The organism is Enterococcus sp. 22-H-5-01 (genome assembly GCF_050310005.1).
Lineage (GTDB): Bacteria > Bacillota > Bacilli > Lactobacillales > Enterococcaceae > Enterococcus_A > Enterococcus_A hailinensis.
Window position 1 is genome coordinate 1,370,372 of the sequence record NZ_CP189993.1, and the last position, 23,838, is coordinate 1,394,209.

The 23,838-nt window shown below is 32.2% G+C and carries 23 protein-coding genes and 1 pseudogene; 6 read left to right on the plus strand and 18 right to left on the minus strand.

Features of this window, described 5'->3' with window-relative positions:
• Nucleotides 1–702 (minus strand): triose-phosphate isomerase, encoded by a 702-nt coding sequence (locus tag ACQKTA_RS07035; protein ID WP_427813254.1) that lies wholly within the window; start codon nucleotides 700–702, stop codon nucleotides 1–3.
• Nucleotides 703–851: 149 nt separating this feature from the next.
• Between ACQKTA_RS07035 and ACQKTA_RS07040 the strand changes: the two genes are divergently transcribed.
• Entirely contained in the window at nucleotides 852–1,772 is a 921-nt protein-coding gene (locus tag ACQKTA_RS07040) for a sugar-binding transcriptional regulator (RefSeq protein ID WP_427813255.1), read from the plus strand.
• A 29-nt stretch (nucleotides 1,773–1,801) separates the two neighbouring features.
• Here ACQKTA_RS07040 and ACQKTA_RS07045 read toward each other — a convergent pair whose 3' ends face one another.
• The 6 genes from ACQKTA_RS07045 to ACQKTA_RS07070 form a co-directional block, all read right to left on the minus strand.
• Nucleotides 1,802–2,950: a serine hydrolase gene (locus ACQKTA_RS07045; protein WP_427813256.1), complete on the minus strand. Its 1,149-nt coding sequence runs from the start codon at nucleotides 2,948–2,950 to the stop codon at nucleotides 1,802–1,804.
• Between the two features lie 162 nt (nucleotides 2,951–3,112).
• On the minus strand, nucleotides 3,113–4,120 hold the full coding sequence (locus ACQKTA_RS07050) for a DUF916 and DUF3324 domain-containing protein (RefSeq protein ID WP_427813257.1): 1,008 nt from the start codon (nucleotides 4,118–4,120) through the stop codon (nucleotides 3,113–3,115).
• Nucleotides 4,121–4,183: 63 nt separating this feature from the next.
• Entirely contained in the window at nucleotides 4,184–4,789 is a 606-nt protein-coding gene (locus ACQKTA_RS07055; protein ID WP_427813258.1) for a hypothetical protein, read from the minus strand.
• 117 nt (nucleotides 4,790–4,906) lie between these two features.
• Nucleotides 4,907–5,494 carry a hypothetical protein gene (locus ACQKTA_RS07060; RefSeq protein WP_427813259.1) on the minus strand — a complete coding sequence of 196 codons (588 nt, stop codon included), beginning with the start codon at nucleotides 5,492–5,494 and terminating at the stop codon, nucleotides 4,907–4,909.
• Complete coding sequence (locus ACQKTA_RS07065) at nucleotides 5,491–5,793, minus strand: LPXTG cell wall anchor domain-containing protein (protein WP_427813260.1); 303 nt, start codon at nucleotides 5,791–5,793, stop codon at nucleotides 5,491–5,493. Before ACQKTA_RS07065 ends, ACQKTA_RS07060 begins: the two co-directional genes overlap by 4 nt.
• A gap of 54 nt (nucleotides 5,794–5,847) precedes the next feature.
• The gene (locus ACQKTA_RS07070) at nucleotides 5,848–7,572 is read right to left on the minus strand and encodes a BspA family leucine-rich repeat surface protein (protein ID WP_427813261.1); all 1,725 of its coding nucleotides are present in this window, start codon (nucleotides 7,570–7,572) and stop codon (nucleotides 5,848–5,850) included.
• 719 nt (nucleotides 7,573–8,291) lie between these two features.
• On the opposite strand from ACQKTA_RS07070, the gene ACQKTA_RS07075 reads away from it, so the two are divergent.
• Complete coding sequence (locus tag ACQKTA_RS07075) at nucleotides 8,292–8,810, plus strand: HdeD family acid-resistance protein (RefSeq protein WP_332580975.1); 519 nt, start codon at nucleotides 8,292–8,294, stop codon at nucleotides 8,808–8,810.
• A 36-nt stretch (nucleotides 8,811–8,846) separates the two neighbouring features.
• Here the strand turns inward: ACQKTA_RS07075 and ACQKTA_RS07080 are convergent, their stop codons facing one another.
• Both ACQKTA_RS07080 and ACQKTA_RS07085 read right to left on the minus strand, forming a co-directional pair.
• The gene (locus ACQKTA_RS07080; protein WP_427813262.1) at nucleotides 8,847–9,572 is read right to left on the minus strand and encodes a potassium channel family protein; all 726 of its coding nucleotides are present in this window, start codon (nucleotides 9,570–9,572) and stop codon (nucleotides 8,847–8,849) included.
• Nucleotides 9,573–9,609: 37 nt separating this feature from the next.
• Nucleotides 9,610–10,119, minus strand: coding sequence for a DUF1456 family protein (locus ACQKTA_RS07085; RefSeq protein ID WP_427813263.1), 510 nt, complete (start codon nucleotides 10,117–10,119; stop codon nucleotides 9,610–9,612).
• Between the two features lie 240 nt (nucleotides 10,120–10,359).
• On the opposite strand from ACQKTA_RS07085, the gene ACQKTA_RS07090 reads away from it, so the two are divergent.
• Together ACQKTA_RS07090 and ACQKTA_RS07095 are read left to right on the plus strand one after the other, a co-directional pair.
• Nucleotides 10,360–11,844 (plus strand): phytoene desaturase family protein, encoded by a 1,485-nt coding sequence (locus ACQKTA_RS07090; protein WP_427813264.1) that lies wholly within the window; start codon nucleotides 10,360–10,362, stop codon nucleotides 11,842–11,844.
• A complete protein-coding gene (locus tag ACQKTA_RS07095; RefSeq protein ID WP_427813265.1) occupies nucleotides 11,834–12,718 on the plus strand; it encodes a phytoene/squalene synthase family protein in 885 nt (294 codons plus the stop codon). Before ACQKTA_RS07090 ends, ACQKTA_RS07095 begins: the two co-directional genes overlap by 11 nt.
• A 44-nt stretch (nucleotides 12,719–12,762) precedes the next feature.
• Here ACQKTA_RS07095 and ACQKTA_RS07100 read toward each other — a convergent pair whose 3' ends face one another.
• The 3 genes from ACQKTA_RS07100 to ACQKTA_RS07110 form a co-directional block, all read right to left on the minus strand.
• Nucleotides 12,763–13,554, minus strand: coding sequence for a hypothetical protein (locus ACQKTA_RS07100; RefSeq protein WP_427813266.1), 792 nt, complete (start codon nucleotides 13,552–13,554; stop codon nucleotides 12,763–12,765).
• A 70-nt stretch (nucleotides 13,555–13,624) separates the two neighbouring features.
• Entirely contained in the window at nucleotides 13,625–14,494 is an 870-nt protein-coding gene (locus ACQKTA_RS07105) for a hypothetical protein (RefSeq protein ID WP_427813267.1), read from the minus strand.
• Between the two features lie 180 nt (nucleotides 14,495–14,674).
• Complete coding sequence (locus ACQKTA_RS07110; protein WP_427813268.1) at nucleotides 14,675–15,193, minus strand: DUF308 domain-containing protein; 519 nt, start codon at nucleotides 15,191–15,193, stop codon at nucleotides 14,675–14,677.
• A 639-nt stretch (nucleotides 15,194–15,832) separates the two neighbouring features.
• Here ACQKTA_RS07110 and ACQKTA_RS07115 point away from each other — a divergent pair.
• The gene (locus tag ACQKTA_RS07115) at nucleotides 15,833–16,447 is read left to right on the plus strand and encodes a hypothetical protein (RefSeq protein ID WP_427813269.1); all 615 of its coding nucleotides are present in this window, start codon (nucleotides 15,833–15,835) and stop codon (nucleotides 16,445–16,447) included.
• Between the two features lie 36 nt (nucleotides 16,448–16,483).
• Entirely contained in the window at nucleotides 16,484–16,699 is a 216-nt protein-coding gene (locus ACQKTA_RS07120; protein ID WP_427813270.1) for a hypothetical protein, read from the plus strand.
• Nucleotides 16,700–16,762: 63 nt separating this feature from the next.
• Here the strand turns inward: ACQKTA_RS07120 and ACQKTA_RS07125 are convergent, their stop codons facing one another.
• The 6 genes and pseudogenes from ACQKTA_RS07125 to ACQKTA_RS07150 all read right to left on the minus strand — a co-directional run bounded on the left by ACQKTA_RS07125 (nucleotide 16,763) and on the right by ACQKTA_RS07150 (nucleotide 23,826).
• Nucleotides 16,763–19,786, minus strand: a complete 3,024-nt coding sequence (locus tag ACQKTA_RS07125) for an Ig-like domain-containing protein (protein WP_427813271.1) — start codon at nucleotides 19,784–19,786, stop codon at nucleotides 16,763–16,765.
• Between the two features lie 209 nt (nucleotides 19,787–19,995).
• Entirely contained in the window at nucleotides 19,996–21,087 is a 1,092-nt protein-coding gene (locus tag ACQKTA_RS07130; protein WP_427813272.1) for a DUF916 and DUF3324 domain-containing protein, read from the minus strand.
• Between the two features lie 52 nt (nucleotides 21,088–21,139).
• Nucleotides 21,140–21,877 (minus strand): WxL domain-containing protein, encoded by a 738-nt coding sequence (locus ACQKTA_RS07135; protein WP_427813273.1) that lies wholly within the window; start codon nucleotides 21,875–21,877, stop codon nucleotides 21,140–21,142.
• 25 nt (nucleotides 21,878–21,902) lie between these two features.
• Nucleotides 21,903–22,700, minus strand: a complete 798-nt coding sequence (locus ACQKTA_RS07140) for a WxL domain-containing protein (RefSeq protein WP_427813274.1) — start codon at nucleotides 22,698–22,700, stop codon at nucleotides 21,903–21,905.
• A gap of 31 nt (nucleotides 22,701–22,731) precedes the next feature.
• A pseudogene (locus tag ACQKTA_RS07145) lies at nucleotides 22,732–23,479 on the minus strand (WxL domain-containing protein).
• The gene (locus ACQKTA_RS07150) at nucleotides 23,476–23,826 is read right to left on the minus strand and encodes an LPXTG cell wall anchor domain-containing protein (protein WP_427813275.1); all 351 of its coding nucleotides are present in this window, start codon (nucleotides 23,824–23,826) and stop codon (nucleotides 23,476–23,478) included. Before ACQKTA_RS07150 ends, ACQKTA_RS07145 begins: the two are co-directional and overlap by 4 nt.
• Nucleotides 23,827–23,838 lie beyond the last annotated feature (12 nt).

The window sequence follows — 23,838 nt, forward strand, 5'->3', positions numbered from 1 at the left end:
CTATTCTCCCTCCTTTTCTTTATAGGCTTTTACTAACATTTCTATCATTTCAGTCAGCATATCTATTGGAGACTCTGCATTCGTGATACCACTAGTACACCCCGTACCGTCAGCACCTAACATAATAGTTTGATAGACATCGTTTGGAGTACTGATACCTGCAGCTTGCATTACTAAGATTGTCTCATCAATGGCTTTAACTGCTTGATTTGTTTGCTTGATATACTCACTGCCACTCGTTTTCCCTGTACCAATCAATTCAGTTGGTTCACACAAAATCACATCTGGTTTCATGATCGCGATGGCTTGTGCTTCTGCAATTGAATCTGCACAAACAACAGTTTTAATCGATAATTCTTTTGCCCGTTCCAATGATTTAGCAAGTTCACCAAGGGATAATGGTCGCTCTGCGTGATTTAAAAATACTCCTCGAGCACCGGCTTGATAAATAGATTCTGGTAACACGTGTCCCATTCCACGTCCAAGAGTGATTCCATCCATATGTTGTGCGGTTACAATAATTTTATCAGTGGCAGCCGAAATCGCCTGAATATCTGCAAATGGTACAGTGACCAGAATAGAATATTCTGGATATTTTTTTGCTAATTCATCAGCTTTTTTTGCTAGTATCAATAATTCTTGACCATATAAATATGACTTAGGATTGAATACAAAAAATGGTACTTTCACTTCATTGGACATCGGTTCTTCCTCCTTATCATTACAACTACAGATATTTGAATACCCTTTCATTTTACATTAGTAAAACATATTTATCATTTGTAAAAATTGTAGTATACTTACTTTTAAAAGTCAATCAAACATTTGTTGATGTATGAAAGAAGAAATTTATGTTAGATAGAGAAGATTTACTCTTAAAAACGGCTATTTTATACTATGAAGATGCCGTTACTCAAAGTGATATCGCAAAAAAATTAAATATTTCTCGACCAACTGTAGCCTCTTTGCTACAAGAAGCGAAGGAAAAGGGCATTGTTAAAATCAGTATTCAACATAGCAATTTGCAAGTAATGAAATTGCAAAAAAAACTATTAGCGGACTATCCATTAAAAAATATTAAAATTGTTCCCAACTCACAAAAAGATACTAAAAAAGCCGCTGGAAAATTGTGTGCTGAGTTAGTCGAGCCTTTATTAAATTCTATTAGTAGTATGGGGATTGGATGGGGAACCACACTTTATGAGTACGCTAATGAAGCAGAATATCTAAAATTTGCTCACTTAAAAATCATCCCTTTGATTGGAGGAATTGGCCTTTCAGAAGTACGGATTCACTCAAATCATTTAGCCTTTATGCTATCTGAAAAATACCATAGTGATGTTTCTTACTTTTATGCCCCAGCACTCGCTGATACTTTGGAATTAAAAGACAATCTTTTACAAACAAATTTAGTAAAAGATGTCTTACAAGAAGGGAAACAAGTCGAACTGGCTATTTTAGGAATCGGTGATCCTCTTCATTCAACCACTTATCAAAAGTTAAATTATATTACCGAATCAAATTTAAGTTCCCTAAAAAAAGCTCATGCAGTGGGTGATATCGGTAGTACTATTTTTACAAAGGATGGTACCCCTATTACTGAAGGCTTTGCCCAGCGATTACTAGGTATCGAACTAAGTGATATTAAAAAAATCCCTCGTGTTGTAATTGTCGCCACAGGAATAGAAAAAGCTGAAAGTATTAAAGCCCTTTTAAAATTAGGGGTTATTACCGATTTGATAATTGACGAAAAAATCGCTGAACTATTATAGTTCAGCGATTTTTTTAGATTGATTTCTTTCTACTTGACTACTTCTTGAACATCTTTAGACAGCTGTTCAATCAATTGTTGGCCTTCTGCTTGCGTAGTATTATTATTTGTTAAAACAGCCATTGTATAATCTTTTCCAGCAATTACTACATGTCCGATTGAATTTACGATCCATCCTGCTTCATCATATTGTAACCAACCATTTTTTAATTGTGAATCTTCACTTACCGCAGAGATCCCCCAATTTTGATCACTTTCAACGTTCCCCATTAAATTTTTTATATACGCTATATTTTCTTGATTCAAAAAATCATTTGAAAAGAAAATTTCATTCAATAACTTGATTTGATCCGTTGCTGTGGTTGTTGAGGTTCCCCATGCAGTCAAATCTGGTGAACTATGGCGCATCTTCAATGCTTTGAATAATGGCGCAGTACCATTGTAGCCTTCTAATTTATTGGTTAATAAATATGTAGTCGCCTCATTGTCGCTTTGTTCGATCATTGACTGCATCAAAGTCCGTTCCTCATCTGAGACCGTTAATTGCTTTGTTTGTTCTAAATGTAATATCTGGGCTAAAATGGAAACTTTAATGATACTAGCTGTATAAAACGGATTATCTTGCGTTTGATGGGTTAATTTATACGTATGATCATCTGCTTTACTATACAATGCAATATCAACATTTGTGTCCTGATAATTTTTCAATGTTGCTTGCCAACGTTCTGTTAAATCCGTTGATTTTTGTTTTATCATTTTTTCCTTTTTTGTCTCTTTATGATCCTCTTTGGACTCACTGGTTTCTTTTTGAGATTTTGACCAAAAATTAGTTCCTGTTTGATGATTTGCAATACTGTTGATACCGACGAATAAACAAATGAATACTACCCAAAGAGCAAAAAGACGCTTAAAAAGTACTTTGTCTAGCCATTTGTAAGATATATTCAAATAACAAAATAAATATAGCAGAAATCCATTGATTGAAATGAAGCTTGCGTTAGCTTGCAATAATGGAATCTTACTGATAATTAAATAGAAAAACCAAGTTAGCGTGAGAACTAACCAAAACAACAAAGCTTTCTTCAATAACTGACCTTTTTTTAAATGACGTTGTTTGTTTAGAGCAGTCAGTCCAACTAAAACTAAGAAAGCGACTATTAAACTTATACTAATGAACATTTGTAACGACCCTTCTTAAAATATCTTTTAAATAATACAATATTTTTTATAAAATAAATATAAGAATTACAAGAATATTTTAGAATACATCGTTTTATTTGCTAATTTTATCCAAAAAAACTTTAAGCTTTCAATTTGAAAGCTTAAAGTTTTTTTATATCATTATTCTTCTTTTTTCTTTTTCTTCAGTAAGATAATCCAGATTAATGCAGCTATGATCAATAAGATCAATATCAAAATCATAATAATCCAAAGATAATTCGTACTCTGATTATCTTGGCTGATTGTTGCATCATTAATATCTTTAATATCAGTATTAGTAATTTCAAAATCTTTTTTGAATTGCCATTTATTTTCTTTCGCGTCTGTCACAGTCAAATTTAACGTATAGTCTCCAGAATTCAACTCTTTTTCGTTCATTTCGATAGCTAAATTATACGTAGAGTTTGGAGCTATCTGCATATCACTATCATAATCTTTTTTTAATACACTTTTCTTGGTACTTTTATCGACAATATCTATTTTATATTTTAAGTGGCCATAAGCATCCATTGTTGGATTCTTTAAACTTGCTATCACCGCTGGTTTTCCAAATTCATGTGAGGGTTTTACCTTTTTTAATTCTAATTTTCTTTGAACAGCATTGTCCGTTTCTGTTAATCTTAATCCTAATATGTATCCATACTGATTACTTATTTGTGCTTTTTCCGATTTTTCTTGGTCTTTGGAAACTTGAATCCCTGCTAAAACTTCACCATCAAATTTTTTTTCAGGCATTTTTATCTTAATAGGAACGTTTTTAGAAGTATTTGGTTCTAGCGTTATCTTTTTATCATATTTTAAAATATCATTTACTTTGATCGGTGCTGCTACTTTTTCTGCCTCTTTACTATCAGAATAATCAATAAATCCTTGTTTATTCGTATATGCCTGATTAACATTAATCGAGTAATTACCCTTTTCAGTTGAAGTATTATTCACCTGTACATAGATAGTTTGTTCTTGTTTCGATGAAACTCTTAAATCAAAAAAACTACTATCATTGATTTGGTTTTCAGCTTTAATCATGCGAATATTAAAGCCAATATTGTCATCTGCGGCCTGAACATTGATTGTCATAGCCAATATTCCTAGTAACATCAAACAAGCTGCTAAGAATTTTTTTTTCATAAGTTGATTCTCTCCAATCATAAAAAAAGGGGAACTAAAAGCTTAGTTCCCTTTTCGTATTGACTATTTTGCGTCTACAGTATTATACAACTTATAATTGATTAAACCAGTTAATTTGTCTCCTGCTTTTAAAGCATTGTCCGTATCAGTAAATTGAATTTCTGCTGAAGTAACTGGTGTTTTGATTGTACCAGTATTATTGTCTTTATCTTTTGTTGATGCTGCAACTGCTACAATACCCGTAGCACCAGTACCAACCAATTGTTTATCATTCACTTTAAAACTATTCACTACTGCTGTTTTACCATTTTCTGTTTCGATTTGATCATCTTTAACTTTTGCTTGGACTGACCAATCTCTAGCAATTTTATCATTGAATACAGAAACAGCTTGACTACCATCATCTAACCCAGTTGCTTGAACTGTATACATTGAATTTTTCAAAGTAGTAGAAAAACTATAATTTGCTGGAGCTCCTGTTAATAATAAGTTATCTTGATCCTCTGGAAAAGGATCTGGATCGGTACTTCCATTATCATTAATTTCTACAGTTGCTGGTGTATCTTTAGTTTGACTATTTACAGCTGCAGCTTGTGCAGTTACTCCTGAGATTCCAGCTACAAATAGTAATCCAGCAAAACTAAGTCCTAATTTTTTAAAGCTTTTCATATTGATTTCCCCCAAATATTTTTTTATAAACCGATAAATCAACGAATGCCATCCTTATAAACATTCATACAAGGTCAATCTACCAATGTTATAGTTATTTTAGTATTAATATAGAATTTATTTACTTTGCGGCGTATTGGCTAAGTAAACCGTTTGAACGGCTTGATAAGTACCTGGCGTTTGATTGGCAGGAATATATAATTTTATATCTTTTTTATCAATTGTATACACATACTTATCTTTTTTTTCATCGTTCTTTAACAGCATATGATTTGTTGTTGAAGTAATTTCAGCCGGATACGACTGATAACTTTTAAGGTCAGTATTTTCATCGGCTAATTTTCCTTTAGATATAAGCACTTCTTGTTTGATACTCTTATTTTGATGACTGGTAAAATTCGTCAAATTATAATACAAAGACCACGAATTTTTTTCATCGATTGGACGAGTGTCCGTTACTGCAATCGTCAAGTCATTAAGCGGCGTAACCACTTGTCCACTACCTTTAACAGCATATTTTCCAAATTGAGGTGCTACCACTTTTGAAATAAAAAGTGTTCGTTCATTTAATTGTATTTGAATCGGTGTAGAAGTTTCTTGACCCTTGACTGCTTCTGCATATCCTGGAACCGAAAAAACGTTTAATAAGGCGGTAATCATCAATAGTGATCCAAAAATAAGAAAGCTATTTTTTTTTATTCTCATAGGCTTTTACCTTTTTTCTTTTTAAGATATATAATGATAACCACTAAAATCAAGAGAATGACACCTAAAATAAACAACCATGCTTGTCTAGCTTCCCCTGTTTTGGGTAATAGTCCTTTTGCAATATTTCCTAAACGTCCTTGATCCCCTAAAGGACCTCCTTTACTTTTAAACAAAGTGAATTGTGTCGTTTTACTATTTGTATCTAAAATATCTAATTCACTAGCAGATACGTGCTGGATTTTCATACTCAGTAGACTAATTATCGCTAAACAACCCATCAACCCTTTTCTACACATTAGCTCTCCCTCAATTCTCAAAGTAAGTTTGATAGCAAATTTTGACTTACAAATTTAACTTGCATTAGCCGTATCGTAAAGCTGAAAACTAACACAATTATTAATATTTGAATTTTCTTCTTTTTCTGAACTTAAACTATCTCCAACTTTTAAGAAGCTTTCCGGATCTGAGAATGTTATCCCCATTTTAGTGATAGGGGTACTTGATTCACCCGAAACCGATTTATTTCCCTTAACTATTATTGCACCAGACGCCCCGGTAGCTAATAAACTTTGATCATTAATAGAAAAGTCAGTGATTTCAAGATTTTTACCAGTATATTGCTCATTTCTAAAAACTTTTAATTGATTATTAATAACCGTTGCTTTAACAGACCAAGCATTTTGACCATCACTAGCTACTGTTACATTTGAAAGATCAGGATTCCCTGCTGGCACTTGCTTGATAAGATACTGACCATTTGCTTTCAGAGTCGTCGTAAAATCAAAACTTTTGGGAACCGATTTTAGGATTAAAGAGGTTTGCCCATCTTCATTTTTATATTTCCTTTGCCAAACATAAGTCCCAGGCTTGCTTCCATCATACGCATTCAAGAAAGTAGCAGTTTGCCCCACCGGTTGATTTTTATCAAGATAAATCCATTGTCCGATATAAAGAGCATTTGTTGGAACATTGGTAAGTTGAGATTTGTTAGCAGTGTCTTTAAATTTAGGTCCTATCGTCAAGGTAGATAAGTTATTGGCACGTAAAAACATTGAGTCCATATTTGTATACTTCGTACTAGTATCAAATGAACTAATATTTAATTCTTTGATAGAAGAGTCGGTAAACATATTCTGCATATAACTCACCTCATTCGTATTAAAATTTGACAAGTCTAACGAAGTCAAATTGGAGGTTCTATAAAACATGTATCTCATATCATAAACTCTCGAAGTATCAAACGAACTTACATTAATTGTAGATAAGCCCGTTCCCAAAAACATTTGATTCATCACAGTAACCTTTGAAGTATTAAACTTATCTAAGCCTTTAATTTCCTTCAATGATTGTGTTTCATAAAACATAAAATCCATACTACTAACAAGAGCAGTTGAACAATTTTTCATGTCTATACTCGTCAAAGAAGATGCATAAGCAAACATCCCAGCCATTGATGTACACTGTGAAGTATCCAATAAGCTTAGATTTTCTATAGAGACCAATTTAGATAAGCAATTATCTGAACTTCTTCCCGTCGCTGCAGAAAATAAATTGGCAGCACTAGTTACTGATACTTTTTTTGTAAAAATAATTTTTTTTATACTCGTGGGTGATACAAGAGGGGTTCTAGGATTTGTCCCTACATAGGTATTCCACGGAGAATTTAGAGCTAGACCTAAATTTCCTCCACTTGTAAAGGTTAAAGTCCCTGAAGCTGAATCAAATACCCAATCAACAGTTCCCCAAGTACCACTTGCTGTTACTGCCATTGTAGAAAAATTATTAGTTGATGGAGCCGTTGACTTTATTGAAGCTGATTCCGTTGATTTGTTCCCCTCAGATTTTTCTACGGAATTAGCTGCTACACTTGATGATTCAATGGGTACAGTTGAGCTTTCTACTAGTTTTTCATTGGAAGAAACTGTTTCTGCCGACAAACTTAGTTCTATAGAAGTACTTTGAATAGCTGATTCTGCAGATAAGCTATTTTCTACCGCATGACCTTGCTCAACATAACTTACTGAACAAACTAGACATGCTAATGAAAATAATGTTAATCCAACAATCTTTTTCATAGTTCTCTCTTCTCCCCCTAAAATATAAATCAACAATTAAGAGAAATAATAATTGCGAATTCCGTTATTTAAATTGTATATACCAATTATGGATAATAACTTAATCAAAAATACTTATTTCATAAATTTAAATATGATACAAATTATATCTTATCTATAAGATTAGAATAATAATGCCATATATGTATAAATGTCAAACATTTTATGCATTTATTCATAATTAGTTTATTTTTTAGAGTTTTTTGGCAATTTAAGATACATTATATATTTTTTGTCACTCCAAATATATTTTCACTCCATAAAATAATTTAAGTTATTTAATAATAAGAGGGATGTATATAAATTTTTACATATAAATAATTATATTGTTTTTTTATTCTAAAAACACTTATATATCCAATTTCCATAAAATCTTTACTGTTTTTCGCACGTTGTGTCCAAATCAGTAATTAGATTTCTTTTTTTAAGTCGTTTTAATTAATAAAAATCGTAGAGATTGATTTTACATTCCGTCAAAATAGTCGTTAAGTTGATTGTTAAGATTCAATATAACTATTTAACTTTAAATGATAAACATATGAACAAGATACAACTGCCATATTTATTTTATAAATTGCTATTTATTGAAAAAAATTATAAATGTTACTTTACCGAAACAAGTTTTTTATTTTTGTTTTTTTCTTTCCAGAGTTACACTTATTTTATGGAGGTGAAATAAAATGGAAAGAAGATCAGGATTTAGTTTTCCGTATTTCCTATTAGGAATTTTATTCATTTTAGTATCTCTTGCAGCATTCAAAAATCCAGAAAGTAGTTTGTTAGCTATTGTTTATATTTTTGCTTTATTGGCTATTTTCAAAGGAATTTTTGAATTATTTGTAAGACGTAAATTGCATGAATTTACGAATCAAAAGTCTACAATGTTGATTATCGTTGGGATCTTTGATTTACTAATAGGTATTTTTCTATTCTTTAATGTTACTGCCGGGTTGATCGCATTACCTTATGTTTTTGCAATATGGTTTATTGTCGATTCAATCGTGGCCCTAGCTGAATCTAGTATTTTCCGAGAACGTGGAACAGGCTTTTACTGGTTTAATCTAGTAATTAATATTCTTGGAATCATCTTAGGATTCATGTTGCTATTCAATCCAATCACATCTGCGTTAACATTAGCTTTTTTAGTTGGATTTTACTTTATGATGATCGGCATCTCATTTATTGTTTATGCCTTTTAAGACAAAAAACCTCCTCTCAAATGAGAGAAGGTTTTTTTATTTATTTTCTTTATCTTCTAAATTCCTAGTCAGATGTTCCACTGCTTGTGTGAGCTCAGAAACTTTTGCATGTAGTTCTTCAATCTCAGAAGATTTCTTTTTTTTATTTGTATTTCGATCTTTGAAGTAATTTGTAATCGTTGACGTTAACATACCGATAAAGCCAATTCCAAAAAGCATTGTTATCGCAGCAATAAATCTACCCAGATCTGTTTTTGGAACGATATCACCATAACCAACTGTCGTCATTGTTACTAAACTAAACCAAATGCTATCTTTATAGCCAATATTTTCTGCAATACTGTAAAATCCGCTACCGACAAAAATGATGCACCCGCTAGCATATAGTGCGTAAATAAATCCATTGCGGTATAGAATACTATTTTTGTTATGACCTAGTTTTGCTAGCAAATTAACAATACGAAATAGCCGATTGGCTTTTAATAAAAAACCACCATTCAAAAAATTCAACGGAATGATTGCCAATAAATCAAAAATATTATCTATAAAATACGTCTTTTTATTTGTGGCCTTAAAAAGACGAACCATGTAACTAACAAAAAAGAAAAGTAAGATGCACGTATCCATTTGACGATACGGAAATTGATTGATATCAATTATTCCGGCCAAACTAAGGATGAATAATAAAATCCAGAAGAATGTTAAGACAAAATCACCAACAAGATATAGCTGGTGCCTCCACCTCTGATTCAAATACCTCACTCCTTTGCATTCTGAACTATGAAATACTTTAAACAAACTAGCGATTTTCGCCCTCTCGATAACAGCTACCCAAACCTTTTAAAAAGTTACGCATATATTTATCGCCACATGGTTTGAAATTACGGTGTCCTTCTTTTCTTAAAATCGCTCCTAATTCAGCTTTTGATGGATAAACACCTGCTTCAGCAAAGATAGTCAACATATCATCGCTAGTTAAAAACAAAGCGATCTTCAATTTTTTCAGCAAAACATTATTGATGTGTTTGATTTCTTTACTCTTAGGTGCTAGCTCTATCTCAGGTTTATTTTTTTGCGGTCCTCTTTTTAAAGTGATGAAACCATTCAAAAAAGAGTCTAAGACTTGGTTATTGATCGGTTTCAAATATACATTGTTTTCATCCGGCTGTGTTTCTTTTTCCTTTGTCAGCATCGCTTTAACTTCTTCTCGTGTCACTGTCATCCCACCGAGTTCAAAAGCTTTAATCAGATCCTGATCCTTGATATCTACTGCATACCTCAATCGTAACAAGCGATCATTATTATTCATATGGTCTCTCCTATCAATCCATTTTATTATCAATCATTTTATTTTTTAAGAAAATCATTCTGCTTATCCATCATACAACTTCTTTTTCTATAAAGAAATGTTTTATAGCCCTACTCACCGATTCTACTATTTTTAATTTATAAAAAAACATGCTATGCTAAATTTAGTAGCAAAAAAAGCTTTAATTAAGATTTTTTTTGTAATAACAGAAAAAAATAAGATAAACGCGAGGTATTTTAAATGAAAAAAGTTTTGATTGTTGGTGCAGGTATAGCCGGTCTTTCCGCCGCTGTGAGATTACAGTACCTCGGTTATGAGGTAGAAATCTACGAAAAAGACGGACAACCTGGTGGTAAAATGAATCAACTAAAAGTTGATGGTTTTACTTTTGATATGGGGCCAACAATTGTTATGATGCCTGAAGTTTATCGAGAAGTCTTTAGCTTTTGTCAACGTGATCCCAATGAATATATTCCAATGGAAGTATTGGACCCAATGCTGAATCTCCATTTTTCTAAAGCGGATATCCTCCCTATTTCTAGTGATTTTTTCAAGCTTACTAAAACATTGGAATCTATCTCAGAATCTGATGCACAAGGGTATTTTGAATTTTTAGCGGATATTTATAAGCGTTACCTTATTGCTAAGGACCATTTTTTAACGCGATCATTTCGTGGTTTTTGGGACTTTTATAATCCAAAATCATTATGGGCTGGATTGAGATTACGAACTTTTAATAACGCTTATTCGTCGATTGCTAGTTTTGTTAAAGATGAGCGTTTACGAAAGTCTCTAGCATTTCAAACATTGTACATTGGCGTTTCACCTTACCAAGGGCCTTCTTTATATACTATGATTCCCATGATCGAACTTTTTTACGGTGTTCATTTCATGAAAGGCGGTATGTATACACTCGCTAAATCATTGGCCCGTCTATTTCAAGAATTAGGTGGTACGATCCATTATAATCAGCCCGTTGAAGAAATCTTGATTGAAAATAAAATTGCGACTGGGCTAAAAATTGATCAAAAAATCATACCTGCTGATGCTATTATTTGTAATGCGGATTTTCCCTATGCGATGAAACATTTAATAGAAGAAAAGAAACGTGGAAAATATACTGATAAAAAAATCGATAGTCTGGAGTATTCTTGTTCTTGTTTTTTGATGTATTTAGGATTAGATAAAGCCTATGAAGGCGATAGCCTGCATGATATCTATTTTGCAGAAGATTTCAAAAAGAATATTGATGACATATTTGAAGCTGGGCAATTGCCGGATGATCCTTCTTTTTATCTGTATCAACCGACTAAAAAAGACTCTAGTTTAGCGCCAGCAGGAAAACATATTTTATATGTACTTGTTCCTGTACCTGAATTATCAAAGTTTTCTGATTGGACCGAACCAACAAAGGCTGACTATCGAAAGAAAATTTTGACATTGTTAAAAGAAAAAATTGGATTTGACGATATTGAAGAACATATCGTTTCAGAGACATTGTTTACACCAGAAGATTTCCAGCAACGTTTCAACGCTTACAATGGGGCAACTTTTGGTTTAAAGCCCACGCTAAAACAAAGCAATTACTATCGTCCGCATAATAAATTTGATTATGCAGAAAATCTTTATTTTTGTGGCAGCAGTACGCATCCCGGCGCAGGTGTTCCGATCGTGATGCAAAGTGCCAAACTAGCCGTCGAGGAGTTGATAAAAGATGACCACTGATGTAAAAAAAGCCTTCGTAGACTATCAAACGGATTTTGACGTTTGCGAAAGTATTATCAAAAAACATTCAAAATCTTTTTATACTGCCTTTTCACAATTACCTGAAGAAAAAGCAAAAAGTGTCTATGCTATTTATGCTTTTTGCCGCTTAGCAGATGATGCGATCGATGTTCAAAAAGATCCTGAATTATTGCAAGAATTACGTTCTGAACTAACTGATTTTGATCAGGGACACATTCCTAACAAACCTGTATGGCGTGCGCTTTCGGTTGTCTTTCACACATTTGAGATGGATATCACCCCTTTTTATGACATGCTAAGTGGTCAAAGTATGGATATCCAATTTATTCAACCCGAAAGTTACGAACAACTATCCCATTATTGTTACTATGTGGCCGGTAGTGTCGGTTTGATGTTACTGCCGATCCTTTCAACAAATTCAGCAGCTATCCAAATTCCCGCAAAGCAATTAGGAGAAGCCATGCAATTAACTAATATCTTAAGAGATATTGGCGAAGATTTTACAGATGATCGTATTTATCTCCCCAAAAAAATGATGAACCAGTATCATGTTTCAACTGCTGATTTAGCTACCCATACTCCCTCAACTAATTTTATTCAGCTCTGGGAGGATTTAGCAGTCAAAGCGGAAAATTTGTATCTTGCGTCATTAAAAATGATGCCACAAATCGACAAAGATTGCCGTCAAGCACTCTTGTCCGCTCTTTTTATTTATCGAGCGCAATTAACTGAGATTCGCAAAAATAATTATGATGTTTTTCAAGGTAAAACGACCATCAGTAATTTAAAAAAGATCCAATTGATTAAGGAAGTAAAAAAATATTTACAGGAACTCACATTAGCAGAATTATAATCAGAAATAGAAAAAGCCTCTTCCTAGGAAGGGCCTTTTCGTTATTATTGATAAACATTGATTAATTCTTGCAATTTTACTTGGGCAGCACTATCCTCAGAAACTTGAAAATCCATTGTTGGAGGATACTCCATTTGAGTCCCTTGATCATTGTATTCACCAAAACCAGTATTCGTACTTACTGGTGTTCCATTTCCAGTCTTTAATTCGTAAACCACACCGTTATCACCTAATAAATATTTACTTACTGGTTTTGACCAATCCATTTTAGCTGAATAATTTGTTGCAAAAGAATCTGCAAACAATTCTTGTTTCCCAATACCACCATCTTTGGCTGTGTAGAAGACACATCCGCCGATGGCATGGATCGCAAACGAACCAAACCCTGGATAACCGTTGTTTTGAACTTGAACTTGTCCGTCTGGAGTATTTGCATACCAATCACCCTTACCCGCTGCACCATGATCAAAATACCAATCACTCACTGCCATGTTCCCTATTTCAGCGCGTTGTCCTGTCCATGTTAAGAACGCATTGGTGATCTGCGTTTTTTGATTATCATCTAACACAATCGATGTATTTTTTGCAGCTTCTGTCTGAGTACTACTTTGAGACTCAATAGAAGTGCTTGATTCACTTGAAACGCTTGAGGTACTTGAGTTACTTGTTGACGTTGAAGCTGTTTCTGAAGTTTCTTTAGAATTTGATGAAGTACTTTTGACAGTAATACTATCTTTTGCTTTAGTATCTGTTTGCTGCTCTTTTTTTGTCGATTGACAACCTACTAAAAGTACTAACGAACATACCCCTAACAAAAAGACCGCTATCTTTTTCATTGATTTTATCCTCCGATTACTTTGTTTTTATACAGTTAGATTATAGCATTAGTAGGTTATTTTCTAAAAACTATTTTAGACTTCTATTATTAGATTTTATTAATTGATTTATCAATTCTTCTTGCTGCTCCATGACTTTAGTCAGACGTTCATCAATATCAATTTGACGGATTTTTTTCGTTGTCCTTTTCCTGTCCTTCATCAATTGAGTTTGCCTTAACCAATTGATTCCTGCATTTAAATGTCCGATTATAATTATGAACAATCCAATGATACTACATCCGAGGAACCAATTTTTTTGTATAATTAATTTTTCATAACTAGATTCGATCACACTTGGTATACCGGCAATTTTCTTTGTTGTTGAAATCAATTTTTGCAATTGTTCAATCGCATCTATTAAAGACGGTAGTATATGGTCTAGCGACAAATTCGATTGTTGAAAAATTACTAAAACCTTATCTTGGAAGAGTTGTATTTCAGATACACTCATACTATTGATTCTTTTTTCAATTACCAAATAAGTTTGGTGAATTTCAGTTCCCATTTTAAATAAAGTAAGACTCAGAACAATCAACATTATCATGTACCCGGTAAAAACTAACTTTTCTGATAGTCTCCAAATACCTATTTTTCTTACACGTAAGAAAAGAATTATAATTATAATAAAACCTAAAATACAAAATGATAATTCTACTCCCAGTAGAATCATCATTTCACGACCAAGATATCTTAATCTTTGTTCAATATCAGCTGTCCAATTTTTTCCCGCGATAAATAGTAAAACATTTCGAAATGAAAGTGAGAAATATTTCTTAACAATCCCTTGGATCCATTCTTTTTGATGAATTACTAAAAAAATAATTGTTGCTAAGTAGCTAATACTAAAAATATGTGCTGTAATTTTTAAATACCGCGAATTTTTAAATACCTTATCCATTTATTCACCTTTTCTAAAAATTTTAGAGTTAGATACATCTAATTGTTATTGCATTACATAAAATAAGTCGATCATTTAGAATATGATCGACTTTTTAAAGTAAGAACTTTTTTAGATTAGATAATTATCTTTAGGTTGCTGCTTTTGTATTATTCAATACATAATTTATAAAAAACAATTCTAATTTTCTCTTAATTTAAAATATAAAATAATTTCAGAGATAACCATTATAATGAACCAACATCCTAAAAATCGAGTCAACGTTAAGACTGTTCCAAAAGGATTTATTAGAATAATAAAGCCAATAACTAGCAACAACAGACTATAAATTATTCCGAAAAACATTTTAGTACCTATATTTGAAGCGAGTTGTATTCCTCCATTGATGATAAGTAAAATACCAATAACAATTGGGAAGAACGCCAATATATATCTTGAGAAGAAAAATATAATAATAGCTACAATTAATTGAAAGATTCCAAAATAAAGTTCTAAACTAGTATTCCCTAATTTCTTTTTAAAATTATATGCCTGATAAAAATTAATAATACTGGCTAAAAATAAATAGATCGATAAAATATAGATTGTCAAATTGACTACTTTATCTGGACTTATCAATAATAAAATCCCTAAAATCAAATAAGTTATCATTCTAATTATAATTGATTCTTTTAAAGAATTTTTTACAGAAGTTAACATAGACATTTCACCCTTTCGGTTCTAATAACTACCATCTACCTTTTTTCCTAAGAGTTAAAGAATTCCTCCTATCTGAATTTACTATTGAGATATAACAACAAAATATTCTATATATAATCTTAAAATCATAAATTATATCTCAAATGTTTTTAATAAAAACAGTATACCATTTCAAAAAAAAATCTTCAATTAATAAAAAATATCAAAAATCATTATGAATAAAACAGGTTAATACGTACAATATAACCATATTTTTTTATAGTCAAAATTAATTGATAAATTTAATTTCACTGCCATTAATAACTATACCTTTAATAAGACTTCCTCCCAAATACTTTTGAAAAATATACTAAAAATTTCTCTTAAGTATATCAAAAATGAACTAAATAATTTAAAATGAAACTATATATGATTTAACAAGATGAAAATAGCTGAACTATAAAATATTTGTATTCCACAGAAATATATTGACTTAATCGTTAAATTATTTCATCACTTCCCAATATTCATAAAAATTTAAAAATAATTAAATTATCTATCAACAATTGATGTACAAGTATTTCGAAGGTACTGCCTTTAATTTGATATTAGTTTTCAATATACATTACTTTAAAAATATATAGAACGAAGATAAAACTTATGAAAAAAATGCTTCTCTCTTTATTTTTTTATATTATAAGTGGTTTTGGAATTAGTTTAGTTCTAACTGCTGGATTAGGTGGAAGCTGTATTAATGCTTTTAATAACGCATTGTCTGCTATTAGTGGAATTAAATTAGGAACAATTAATTATATAATAAATCTTTTTTTTATTTTTTTAGATAATTTATTGATACGTGAAAAACTCGCTATCAATATCTCAAAATTTATCTATATTGTATGTATGAGATTGGTTATAAATTTTTGTTTCTACCACTTATTGATCAATATTGAAATCACTAATTATTTTTTAAAATTGGGAATTTTTTATTTAGGATTATGTATTACAGGTATTTCTATCGGTATTTGTCTATCAATCAATGCTATTTCCTTACCCATTGAGAGTGTTTGCGTAAAGATAGCTGACAAATTTAATTTATCTTTCATTGGAATTAGATACGGCTTAGATTTCTTATTTATTTTCCTTTCACTATGCTTATCTCGTACATTTAAGCTACCTATTTTTATTAGGGAAGGAACTTTGTTGACTCTATTTTTGTTACCAAGTATTATTTCATTTTCAAAATCTATTACTAAAAAAGATGAAGTTATATAGTAATAATTCATCAAGTAAATTTTAGGAGGTTAGTATATGCCAAATTATATATGCGACAAAAAAATTGATGAATTTGGAAGACATAAAATTCATACTAAAATATGTAATCACTTGCCAAAACCATCAGATAGAATAGTTGTAGGGTATCAAATCAATTTTGAAGATACTCTCAAATTTTTAGCAAAAAGAAATCCAAATAGTTCTTTTGTTGGCTGTGATTTTTGCTGTCCTTATATTAAAAAAAATAAGTAAGCTCACTTTATTGTAACTATTATAAAAGCCTCTTATCTACTAAAAGATAAGAGGCTTTATTTATTAATTTTTAGGAACGGCTTCTAAAGACCACTTAAGTATTGCTTTGTAGTCTCCTATTTTTTGCTTTTCAACTGGAATCTTTATTTTAATTCCTTTTTTATTAGTTTCGCTCCAATCATTCGTAATAATATATGTTCCATCCGAAGATTTTGCTTTTTCAAATACTACAATTGCATTTTCACTTAATACTTTGTCTACTTTTCCATCTTGATAGTACAAAACTGACTTCAATTTGTCTTGATTAAACGTAAGTGGCTGTGTTTCGGTTAATTTTACTTGCCAGCCTTCAGGATTATTTCTAGTATCTATTACTTTCAAATTACCCGTAATTTTAGGCCAAAATGTTTGTTCCTTATTTCCAATTTTCTGTTTTCCAAAATCAAAAGTTTGAGGATATTCTGCTAAAGATAAACTACCAGTCACTTCTATGACTGTTCCCGCTGGAAATACGGTATCATGATAAGGCAAGTCTGCCGTTGGCTCAATATTCCCGATTGCAGTATTTGTAGCTGGTGGATTGATTACACCGGATGCCAATCCTTTTCTATCTTGAAGTAAAATTTGAAGTTTATCACCTTTTTTAAGATTATTCGGTAAAATTAAAGTAAAGCTCCCATCACTCGCAGTTGTAGTTTTTACACTACTTTGGACTCCATTTACATTTAAAAATACGTTTGTATTTGGATCTCCTTTACCTTTCAAAGTCGTCGTAGTACTTTCTACTTTATTTCCAAGTATCGCTGGTGATGGCGGAACTACTGCAAATACTTTTTCTTCTTTGGTTTTTATATCTTTGGTTGTAGAAACTCTATTAGAATCTTCTTTTTTTCCATTTCCGAGCCAAGCGGCTGTCACACTTACCTTGTGATTTTCAGTTAGAAATTGATTATTAGGTAGTGTTGCTTGAACCCAGCCTGGCTTTTTCGGCTCCCCATAAATGGAAAGCTCATTGGTTATTCCTGTCAATTGTTGGATACTTTTTCCATTTTGATCTTTAACTGCTAACGAAGCCGATGCTTCTCCTGTATTTGCTGACTCTGGATCATCGTACTTTCCTTGAGGGATAGAGATATGAGCAAAAAGTGATTTATCCGCATTTGTTGGCACACGTAATTCATCCACTATAGGTGTTTGATTATTCGCACTCATTCGAGAATAGTTCGTGGTTGCTCCCCATTTATTTCTCATATCCGCTATATTAGTAGAACTTAGATTTGCTAAATTAGCACCTGATAAAGAAAAGGTAGCATTGTTCCATGTGTATCTAGCCGTAGAGTTTAAATTATCATTTTTGTTCCAGACAGATATATCAGACGACACATTTTCAAAGCTGTATACACCACTAGAATTATTCGCCGTAGAAAAAATACTTCCTTTATTTGTGTTTTTAAAATCAAAATATTTTACAGAATTCATTTTAAATATCATACTACCGGAGTTGAATATCCCAGCAGAAGAAGATGCTGTACTCCCTCTAGCAACAAAATAAGCGCCTTTGTTAACGTCTATGCTCATTGATCTTCTATAATCTTTATCTGCATCGATAGCTGGGCCATAATCTGACGTTATGCTAATGTTAGATGAATCATCTTTTGCCATAAAATAATTTACATCACCATTACTTGTTCCGGTATATTGTATTCCTTGATTAGATTGATCAGAACCGCCATTTCGATATACACCATCCCCAGCATTATGAACAATGAAATCAGAACCTCCACTAATATTTATTTTATTCCCACCACCATACATACGTATGGCAGTAGCTTTTCCTTTCTTTTTGTCAACAGATATCTTAGATTTATTTGTCACATTAAAAGTCATGTCACCTACCCATCTAAACTTAAGTGCTGCTCCAAGATTATAGTTTCCATCATCCTCCTGAACAATGTCCAGCTCCGATTGATTGTCTACATTTAAGGATCCATTTTTACTTTGTAATAAAACAGCAGCTGAATTTTTCCACGCTTTAACAGACATTTTTGCTGAATTTGTAATATTAATAGTAGAATTGTCAGCATTTAGTAAGAACACCCCACCATAATCTGCTTGAGTTGTTCCATTTCCTTCAATAATAAGAGATGTTTTTATACCATCAACCGTAAAATCACTAGGTTGTCTTATATTCCACGCCTGTGCATCTGTTTCACTCTTCATACTCGTAGTTTTTACTTCTGATTGATTATTAATTAATATCGATCCTCTATCAACGTTATTCGTTAATCCGAAAAATTTGGTTGAAACAGAATTAACTTTTGAGGAATTAGTAATTGTAAAATATTTACTTTTAAATACTTCATTTTTAGATGTGGTATCAAATTCCATATTCACACTATCCAGAGTGATTTTGCCAGATGCTTGATTAGCAATGACTGCTCGATTTCCAGATATACTTTTCAAGCTATTTTTGAATGTTAATGTACCGGTACCAGAAAATATATAACGATTAGCCGTAGTTCCATTTATTTGTATGTTAGAAACCACTAGTTCATATGGTGCATTAACAGTAATAGATCGAGCAGCTATATCTAGCGATTGATTATTGAATTCAATATTCTTATTTCCATTTACAATAACATTGCTTGTCGCTGTAAGATTGACATTAACAAAAATGTTTTTGATTTTTGCTTCTTGAAGAGCATCTCTAAATTGATTCCAAGTGTTTACCACTGTATCATCCGCGCTAGGTACTGCCCTAGGAACAATTAGCTGTTCACTCAAAATATTATCTAATTGATTACTCTTCACATCGGGTACTTCTGAACTATTTGGCTCCACAGAACTTTGCATTTCATTTTCTTCAAAATTTTCTTCTTTTAATGGTTGTTCACCTGATATATCAGTTTTATTTTCTTGGGTAGAATGATTTTTCACTTGATTTTCAGTATTAGCTAAAAGATCTTTATCGTATGTTTGAATAGTTGACTGCTTATTACCTTCTTCTTCAACATTTTCTGCCACTACAACTTGATTTAGACTAAAAAGTATTAACATACTAACAAAAAATACTCTAAGTATCTTCATGAATAAAACCTCCCCTTCGCAACCCAACTAAATATGTAATTTTTTATAGATTATTCCTTATAAAATAAAAAAGATTGGATTGAATCACCCAATCTTTTTTACCTGAATGTAAAATATATCTTTTTTACATACAACGTGTATTCATTGATAGCAACCCAACTTTGTTGTTAGATTTAAATTTAAATGAACAATCCTAAAGGCTTGAGATTTTAATCTTCCTTGCTATCTTCTTCTTTTTTTCTTTTTCTTAAGTAGAACCATAAAATAAGAAGTAATAATAATAGAATTAAAATTCCAACCAACCAATAGATCCAGTTATTATTTTTTTCTATTGATACATCTTTTTCATTTAACTTATCTGCCACATCTGATTTGATTTCAAACTCTTTTTCAAAGTTCCAACGATAAATATAATTGTTTTCTTTACCATTTGAATCTTTGGCTTTGAAGCTGCCTTTTTCATCTTTCATGCCATAAGCAGTCATTTTCATTACGTATTTCCCTGCTTTTAGCTTTTCCCCATTTAATGATATTGGATAAGAAAAATGCGAATTTGGAGCCATTTGCATGCTATCTTTTTGACTCTTGTAAAGAGCTTCCGTTGAACCTTTTTCATAAATCGCTGCTGAAATGTTCAATTGATTAAGATAGGCTGCTTTAGGGTTTTGCAACCCAATATTGATGACATTGCGCGCATTTACTTGATCTGGTTCAACTGTTTTTAATTTTAAATCTGGTTGAACATCTGTTGTATTCTGTCTTAATAATAGTGCTACCACATATGAATATTCATTTTTAATTGATAGACCTTTATCTTTATCTGCAGAATTAGCGTTTGAATCATCGGTTTTCTCTTTAAAAGTAATTCCCCCTGCCATCACACCTTCAAAAGATTCTTTTGGCATAGTGACTGAGACCGGAACTTCCTTTTCCGTATGTTTGGCTAAAGTAATCTCGCCATCGATTTTTGCATAGTCTTTTAGATTGTATTTCAAACTTTCATCAGGCTTGATCTTATTACTTCCATACTCTACAACACCGTTAAGATTCGTTGTAGCACTATTAATAGAGGCTTCAACGGTTATATCCTTATCAGTATCATTTCTCAATTGAACATTGAGAATCTGTTGTGCTCCTGGATTCATTTTCAAATCAAAATAAGTTAATTCCTTATCTATTTGATTCTCTGGAACAACTGGGTTGACGGCAAAATTAAATTCAGATGCATGAGCTGGGATACTAAAAAACAAAAAAAACGTTGCTACAATAAAACTTGTTAAAAAGATATATTTTTTTTTCATACTTAATGAGCTCCCTGAAAAATCAAAAATTTATTTTGTTAGTAAAAGATTTCTATTTATTCCCTGGTACATCTGTTAAATTCCAAGTAAATGTTGTTGTATATGAATCTGCATATTTAGTAGTGGAACCTGGAACTTCTAATGAAATACTTTGTTTTGCTGAATCAAGGTCTGTTCCCCAATCTGTTAAATACGTACCTGCACCTTGACCGTTTGCCGCAGACATGACCGTAGCTTCTGTTCCTGGGTTTAACGTAATTGGTGTTACTGCTGTTGGTTTAGCTGATGATGAATTTGAAACGACGTTTCCGTTTGCTAGCGTAATTTTAGCACCTGTTAGTTCTTTTGCAGAAGCTGTTTTAAACTGATTGTCTTGTTTTACTTTTAATGTCCAACCCGTTTCTTTTCCTCTATTATCAGATACTTGTACATAGTTCGGTCCTTCTTGAGCATTACCACTTGCATCGGTATAACCTTGTGCTTGTGCATGATATGTTTCTGTTGTAGATGTAATTTTTTGTTCTCCAAAGATTAGGCTTGAAGCAAAATCAATAGATAATGGACCATTTGTTCCTGGATTTGGTTTGCCATCTGGATTTGTTGGATCATTAGGTGTTACAGGTTTATCAGGGTTTAATGGATCTACTGGATTGGTTTGATCCTCACTTGGAGCATACGTGATCACACCATTTGAATTATAATTTGCTTCATCTGCTGCATGAACAGTTGTTGCTGCTAATGCTGTTCCTAATAATGTTGCTGATACTAAAATAAAACTAACTTTTTTCATATCTATTCTCCTCTTTCCAATTCAATTAATTTGCAGGTGTATCTGATAAGCTCCACGTTAATGTTGTAGAGTAGTTTACTGCATCTTTAGGAGTTGTTCCTGGAACAGTAAGAGATACTTCTTTATTGATGTCTGCTTCGACATCTTTATTATTTTCATCTTTTTCAGTAGCTTTAGAGACTGTTCCCCAAGCATTTACCCATGTACCTGCTCCAGCATCTTTTTTAGCTGAGAATACGGTAGTTTGTGCGCCATTCGGATCTAAATTAATTTCAGCTGTTGCAATCGGAGCTGTTACATTTTTAGCATTTGATTTAACAACTGGACTTGTTAATTTAATTGCTGAACCTGTTAGTGTTTTATTTAATGTGTCTTTATTAGTAAATTGACCATTTTGTTTCACTTGTAATGTCCAACCCGCATTGTTTCCACGATTGTCTGAAATTTGTACATAATTTGGACGAATTAAATTAGAAGTAGAACCATCTGCCGCTTTGAACTTTTGGGCTCTTGCGTAATAGACTTGTGTTTTATTCGAAATCTTATTTACACCAAAATCAAGACTTGATGCATAGTCAATAGATAATGGGCCATCTGTTCCTGGGTTTGGGCCATCTGGATTTGTTGGATCTTCTGGTACGACAGGATTATCTGGATTTGGATCATCTGGGTCCACTGGATTATTTCGATCACTATTTGGAATAAATTTTACTGCGCCATTTGAGCTATAATCGGCTCCTTTTTCTCCGGCATGAGCTGTCGTTGTTAATAATGCTGTTCCTAGTAATGTTGCTGAGACTAATACAAAGCTAATTTTTTTCATTTCTATTTTTCCTCAATCGCTATACGCTTTTTTAGTTTCCTGGTGTATCTGATAACGTCCATGTCAATTCTGTAGAATATTGTTTAGCCAATTTAACAGATTTACCTGGAATGTGTAATGTCACCGACGTTGCTCCCTCTGTCGCATCAGTACCAAATCGATATATCCAAGTACCCATTCCTTTTTTTACATCTGCTTTCATCAACGGTGTTTTAGCACCTGCCACCAATGTATTATCTTTTTTTACTACTTCTGGACTATACGCCTTAGCTGTAGTAGAAGAGATTACTCCATTATTTAGTGATAGTGATGCGCCATCTAAAATATCGCCATCTGAGGTTTTGAATTCTCCATTTTGTGTAACAGATAAGTTTCCACCCTTTTTGTGTACCACGTTTATCTGTTACTTGTACATAATTAGGTCCATCTGCTTTTCCGTTTTTATATTTTTGTAATTGTGCATAGTAATCTTTATCAGCCGTTGTAATTTTTTGTGTACCAAATTGAAAACTTGATGCATAGTCGATCGATAATGGACCATCTGTCCCTGGATTTGGGCCATCTGGATTTGTTGGATCTTCTGGTTTTGGAGGGTTTTCTGGATCAGGATTTTCTGGATCTAAAGGATCTGTTTTAGAATTATCTGCTTCAAATGTAATAACTCCATTTGACTTATAATTTGCATCCGGTGTAACATCATCTGCTGCACGAACACTTGTAATACCTAATACTGAACTAAATAAAAGTGCTCCCATTAGTAACGCCGTTGATTTTCTCATTTTTTATCCCCTTTTCTTTTATAAATTAATAATAAGAATAGTAGTAACAATACTAAAATTCCTAAGTATACCCATTTATTGTTAGATTGCTCTCCCGTTTTAGGAAGATTTTTTTGTGAAGTTTCTTCACTATTGGGTGCATTGTTTCTATTTTTTGGTTCCGATTTTTTTGACGGTTCAGTTGTTGTCGACGGCTCAGTCGTCGAGTCTGTACTATATTCATATGTCCCATAAAAACCTGCAACCCCATTGCTTTTGTACTCTTTACTTTCTGCAGCAGAGCATTTTATAGCACCCCCAAAAAAGAGAACCAACAAAGTCATACCAACTATCCATCTTTTTTTCATCTTCTTCTCCTT

Bases quoted from the DNA above. Each gene is read 5' to 3' on its own strand.
- ACQKTA_RS07035 (WP_427813254.1), bottom strand. From the start codon at position 702: ATGTCCAATGAAGTGAAAGTACCATTTTTTGTATTCAATCCTAAGTCA.
- ACQKTA_RS07040 (WP_427813255.1), top strand. From the start codon at position 852: ATGTTAGATAGAGAAGATTTACTCTTAAAAACGGCTATTTTATACTAT.
- ACQKTA_RS07045 (WP_427813256.1), bottom strand. From the start codon at position 2,950: ATGTTCATTAGTATAAGTTTAATAGTCGCTTTCTTAGTTTTAGTTGGA.
- ACQKTA_RS07050 (WP_427813257.1), bottom strand. From the start codon at position 4,120: ATGAAAAAAAAATTCTTAGCAGCTTGTTTGATGTTACTAGGAATATTG.
- ACQKTA_RS07055 (WP_427813258.1), bottom strand. From the start codon at position 4,789: ATGAAAAGCTTTAAAAAATTAGGACTTAGTTTTGCTGGATTACTATTT.
- ACQKTA_RS07060 (WP_427813259.1), bottom strand. From the start codon at position 5,494: ATGAGAATAAAAAAAAATAGCTTTCTTATTTTTGGATCACTATTGATG.
- ACQKTA_RS07065 (WP_427813260.1), bottom strand. From the start codon at position 5,793: ATGTGTAGAAAAGGGTTGATGGGTTGTTTAGCGATAATTAGTCTACTG.
- ACQKTA_RS07070 (WP_427813261.1), bottom strand. From the start codon at position 7,572: ATGAAAAAGATTGTTGGATTAACATTATTTTCATTAGCATGTCTAGTT.
- ACQKTA_RS07075 (WP_332580975.1), top strand. From the start codon at position 8,292: ATGGAAAGAAGATCAGGATTTAGTTTTCCGTATTTCCTATTAGGAATT.
- ACQKTA_RS07085 (WP_427813263.1), bottom strand. From the start codon at position 10,119: ATGAATAATAATGATCGCTTGTTACGATTGAGGTATGCAGTAGATATC.
- ACQKTA_RS07090 (WP_427813264.1), top strand. From the start codon at position 10,360: ATGAAAAAAGTTTTGATTGTTGGTGCAGGTATAGCCGGTCTTTCCGCC.
- ACQKTA_RS07095 (WP_427813265.1), top strand. From the start codon at position 11,834: ATGACCACTGATGTAAAAAAAGCCTTCGTAGACTATCAAACGGATTTT.
- ACQKTA_RS07100 (WP_427813266.1), bottom strand. From the start codon at position 13,554: ATGAAAAAGATAGCGGTCTTTTTGTTAGGGGTATGTTCGTTAGTACTT.
- ACQKTA_RS07105 (WP_427813267.1), bottom strand. From the start codon at position 14,494: ATGGATAAGGTATTTAAAAATTCGCGGTATTTAAAAATTACAGCACAT.
- ACQKTA_RS07110 (WP_427813268.1), bottom strand. From the start codon at position 15,193: ATGTTAACTTCTGTAAAAAATTCTTTAAAAGAATCAATTATAATTAGA.
- ACQKTA_RS07115 (WP_427813269.1), top strand. From the start codon at position 15,833: ATGAAAAAAATGCTTCTCTCTTTATTTTTTTATATTATAAGTGGTTTT.
- ACQKTA_RS07120 (WP_427813270.1), top strand. From the start codon at position 16,484: ATGCCAAATTATATATGCGACAAAAAAATTGATGAATTTGGAAGACAT.
- ACQKTA_RS07125 (WP_427813271.1), bottom strand. From the start codon at position 19,786: ATGAAGATACTTAGAGTATTTTTTGTTAGTATGTTAATACTTTTTAGT.
- ACQKTA_RS07130 (WP_427813272.1), bottom strand. From the start codon at position 21,087: ATGAAAAAAAAATATATCTTTTTAACAAGTTTTATTGTAGCAACGTTT.
- ACQKTA_RS07135 (WP_427813273.1), bottom strand. From the start codon at position 21,877: ATGAAAAAAGTTAGTTTTATTTTAGTATCAGCAACATTATTAGGAACA.
- ACQKTA_RS07140 (WP_427813274.1), bottom strand. From the start codon at position 22,700: ATGAAAAAAATTAGCTTTGTATTAGTCTCAGCAACATTACTAGGAACA.
- ACQKTA_RS07150 (WP_427813275.1), bottom strand. From the start codon at position 23,826: ATGAAAAAAAGATGGATAGTTGGTATGACTTTGTTGGTTCTCTTTTTT.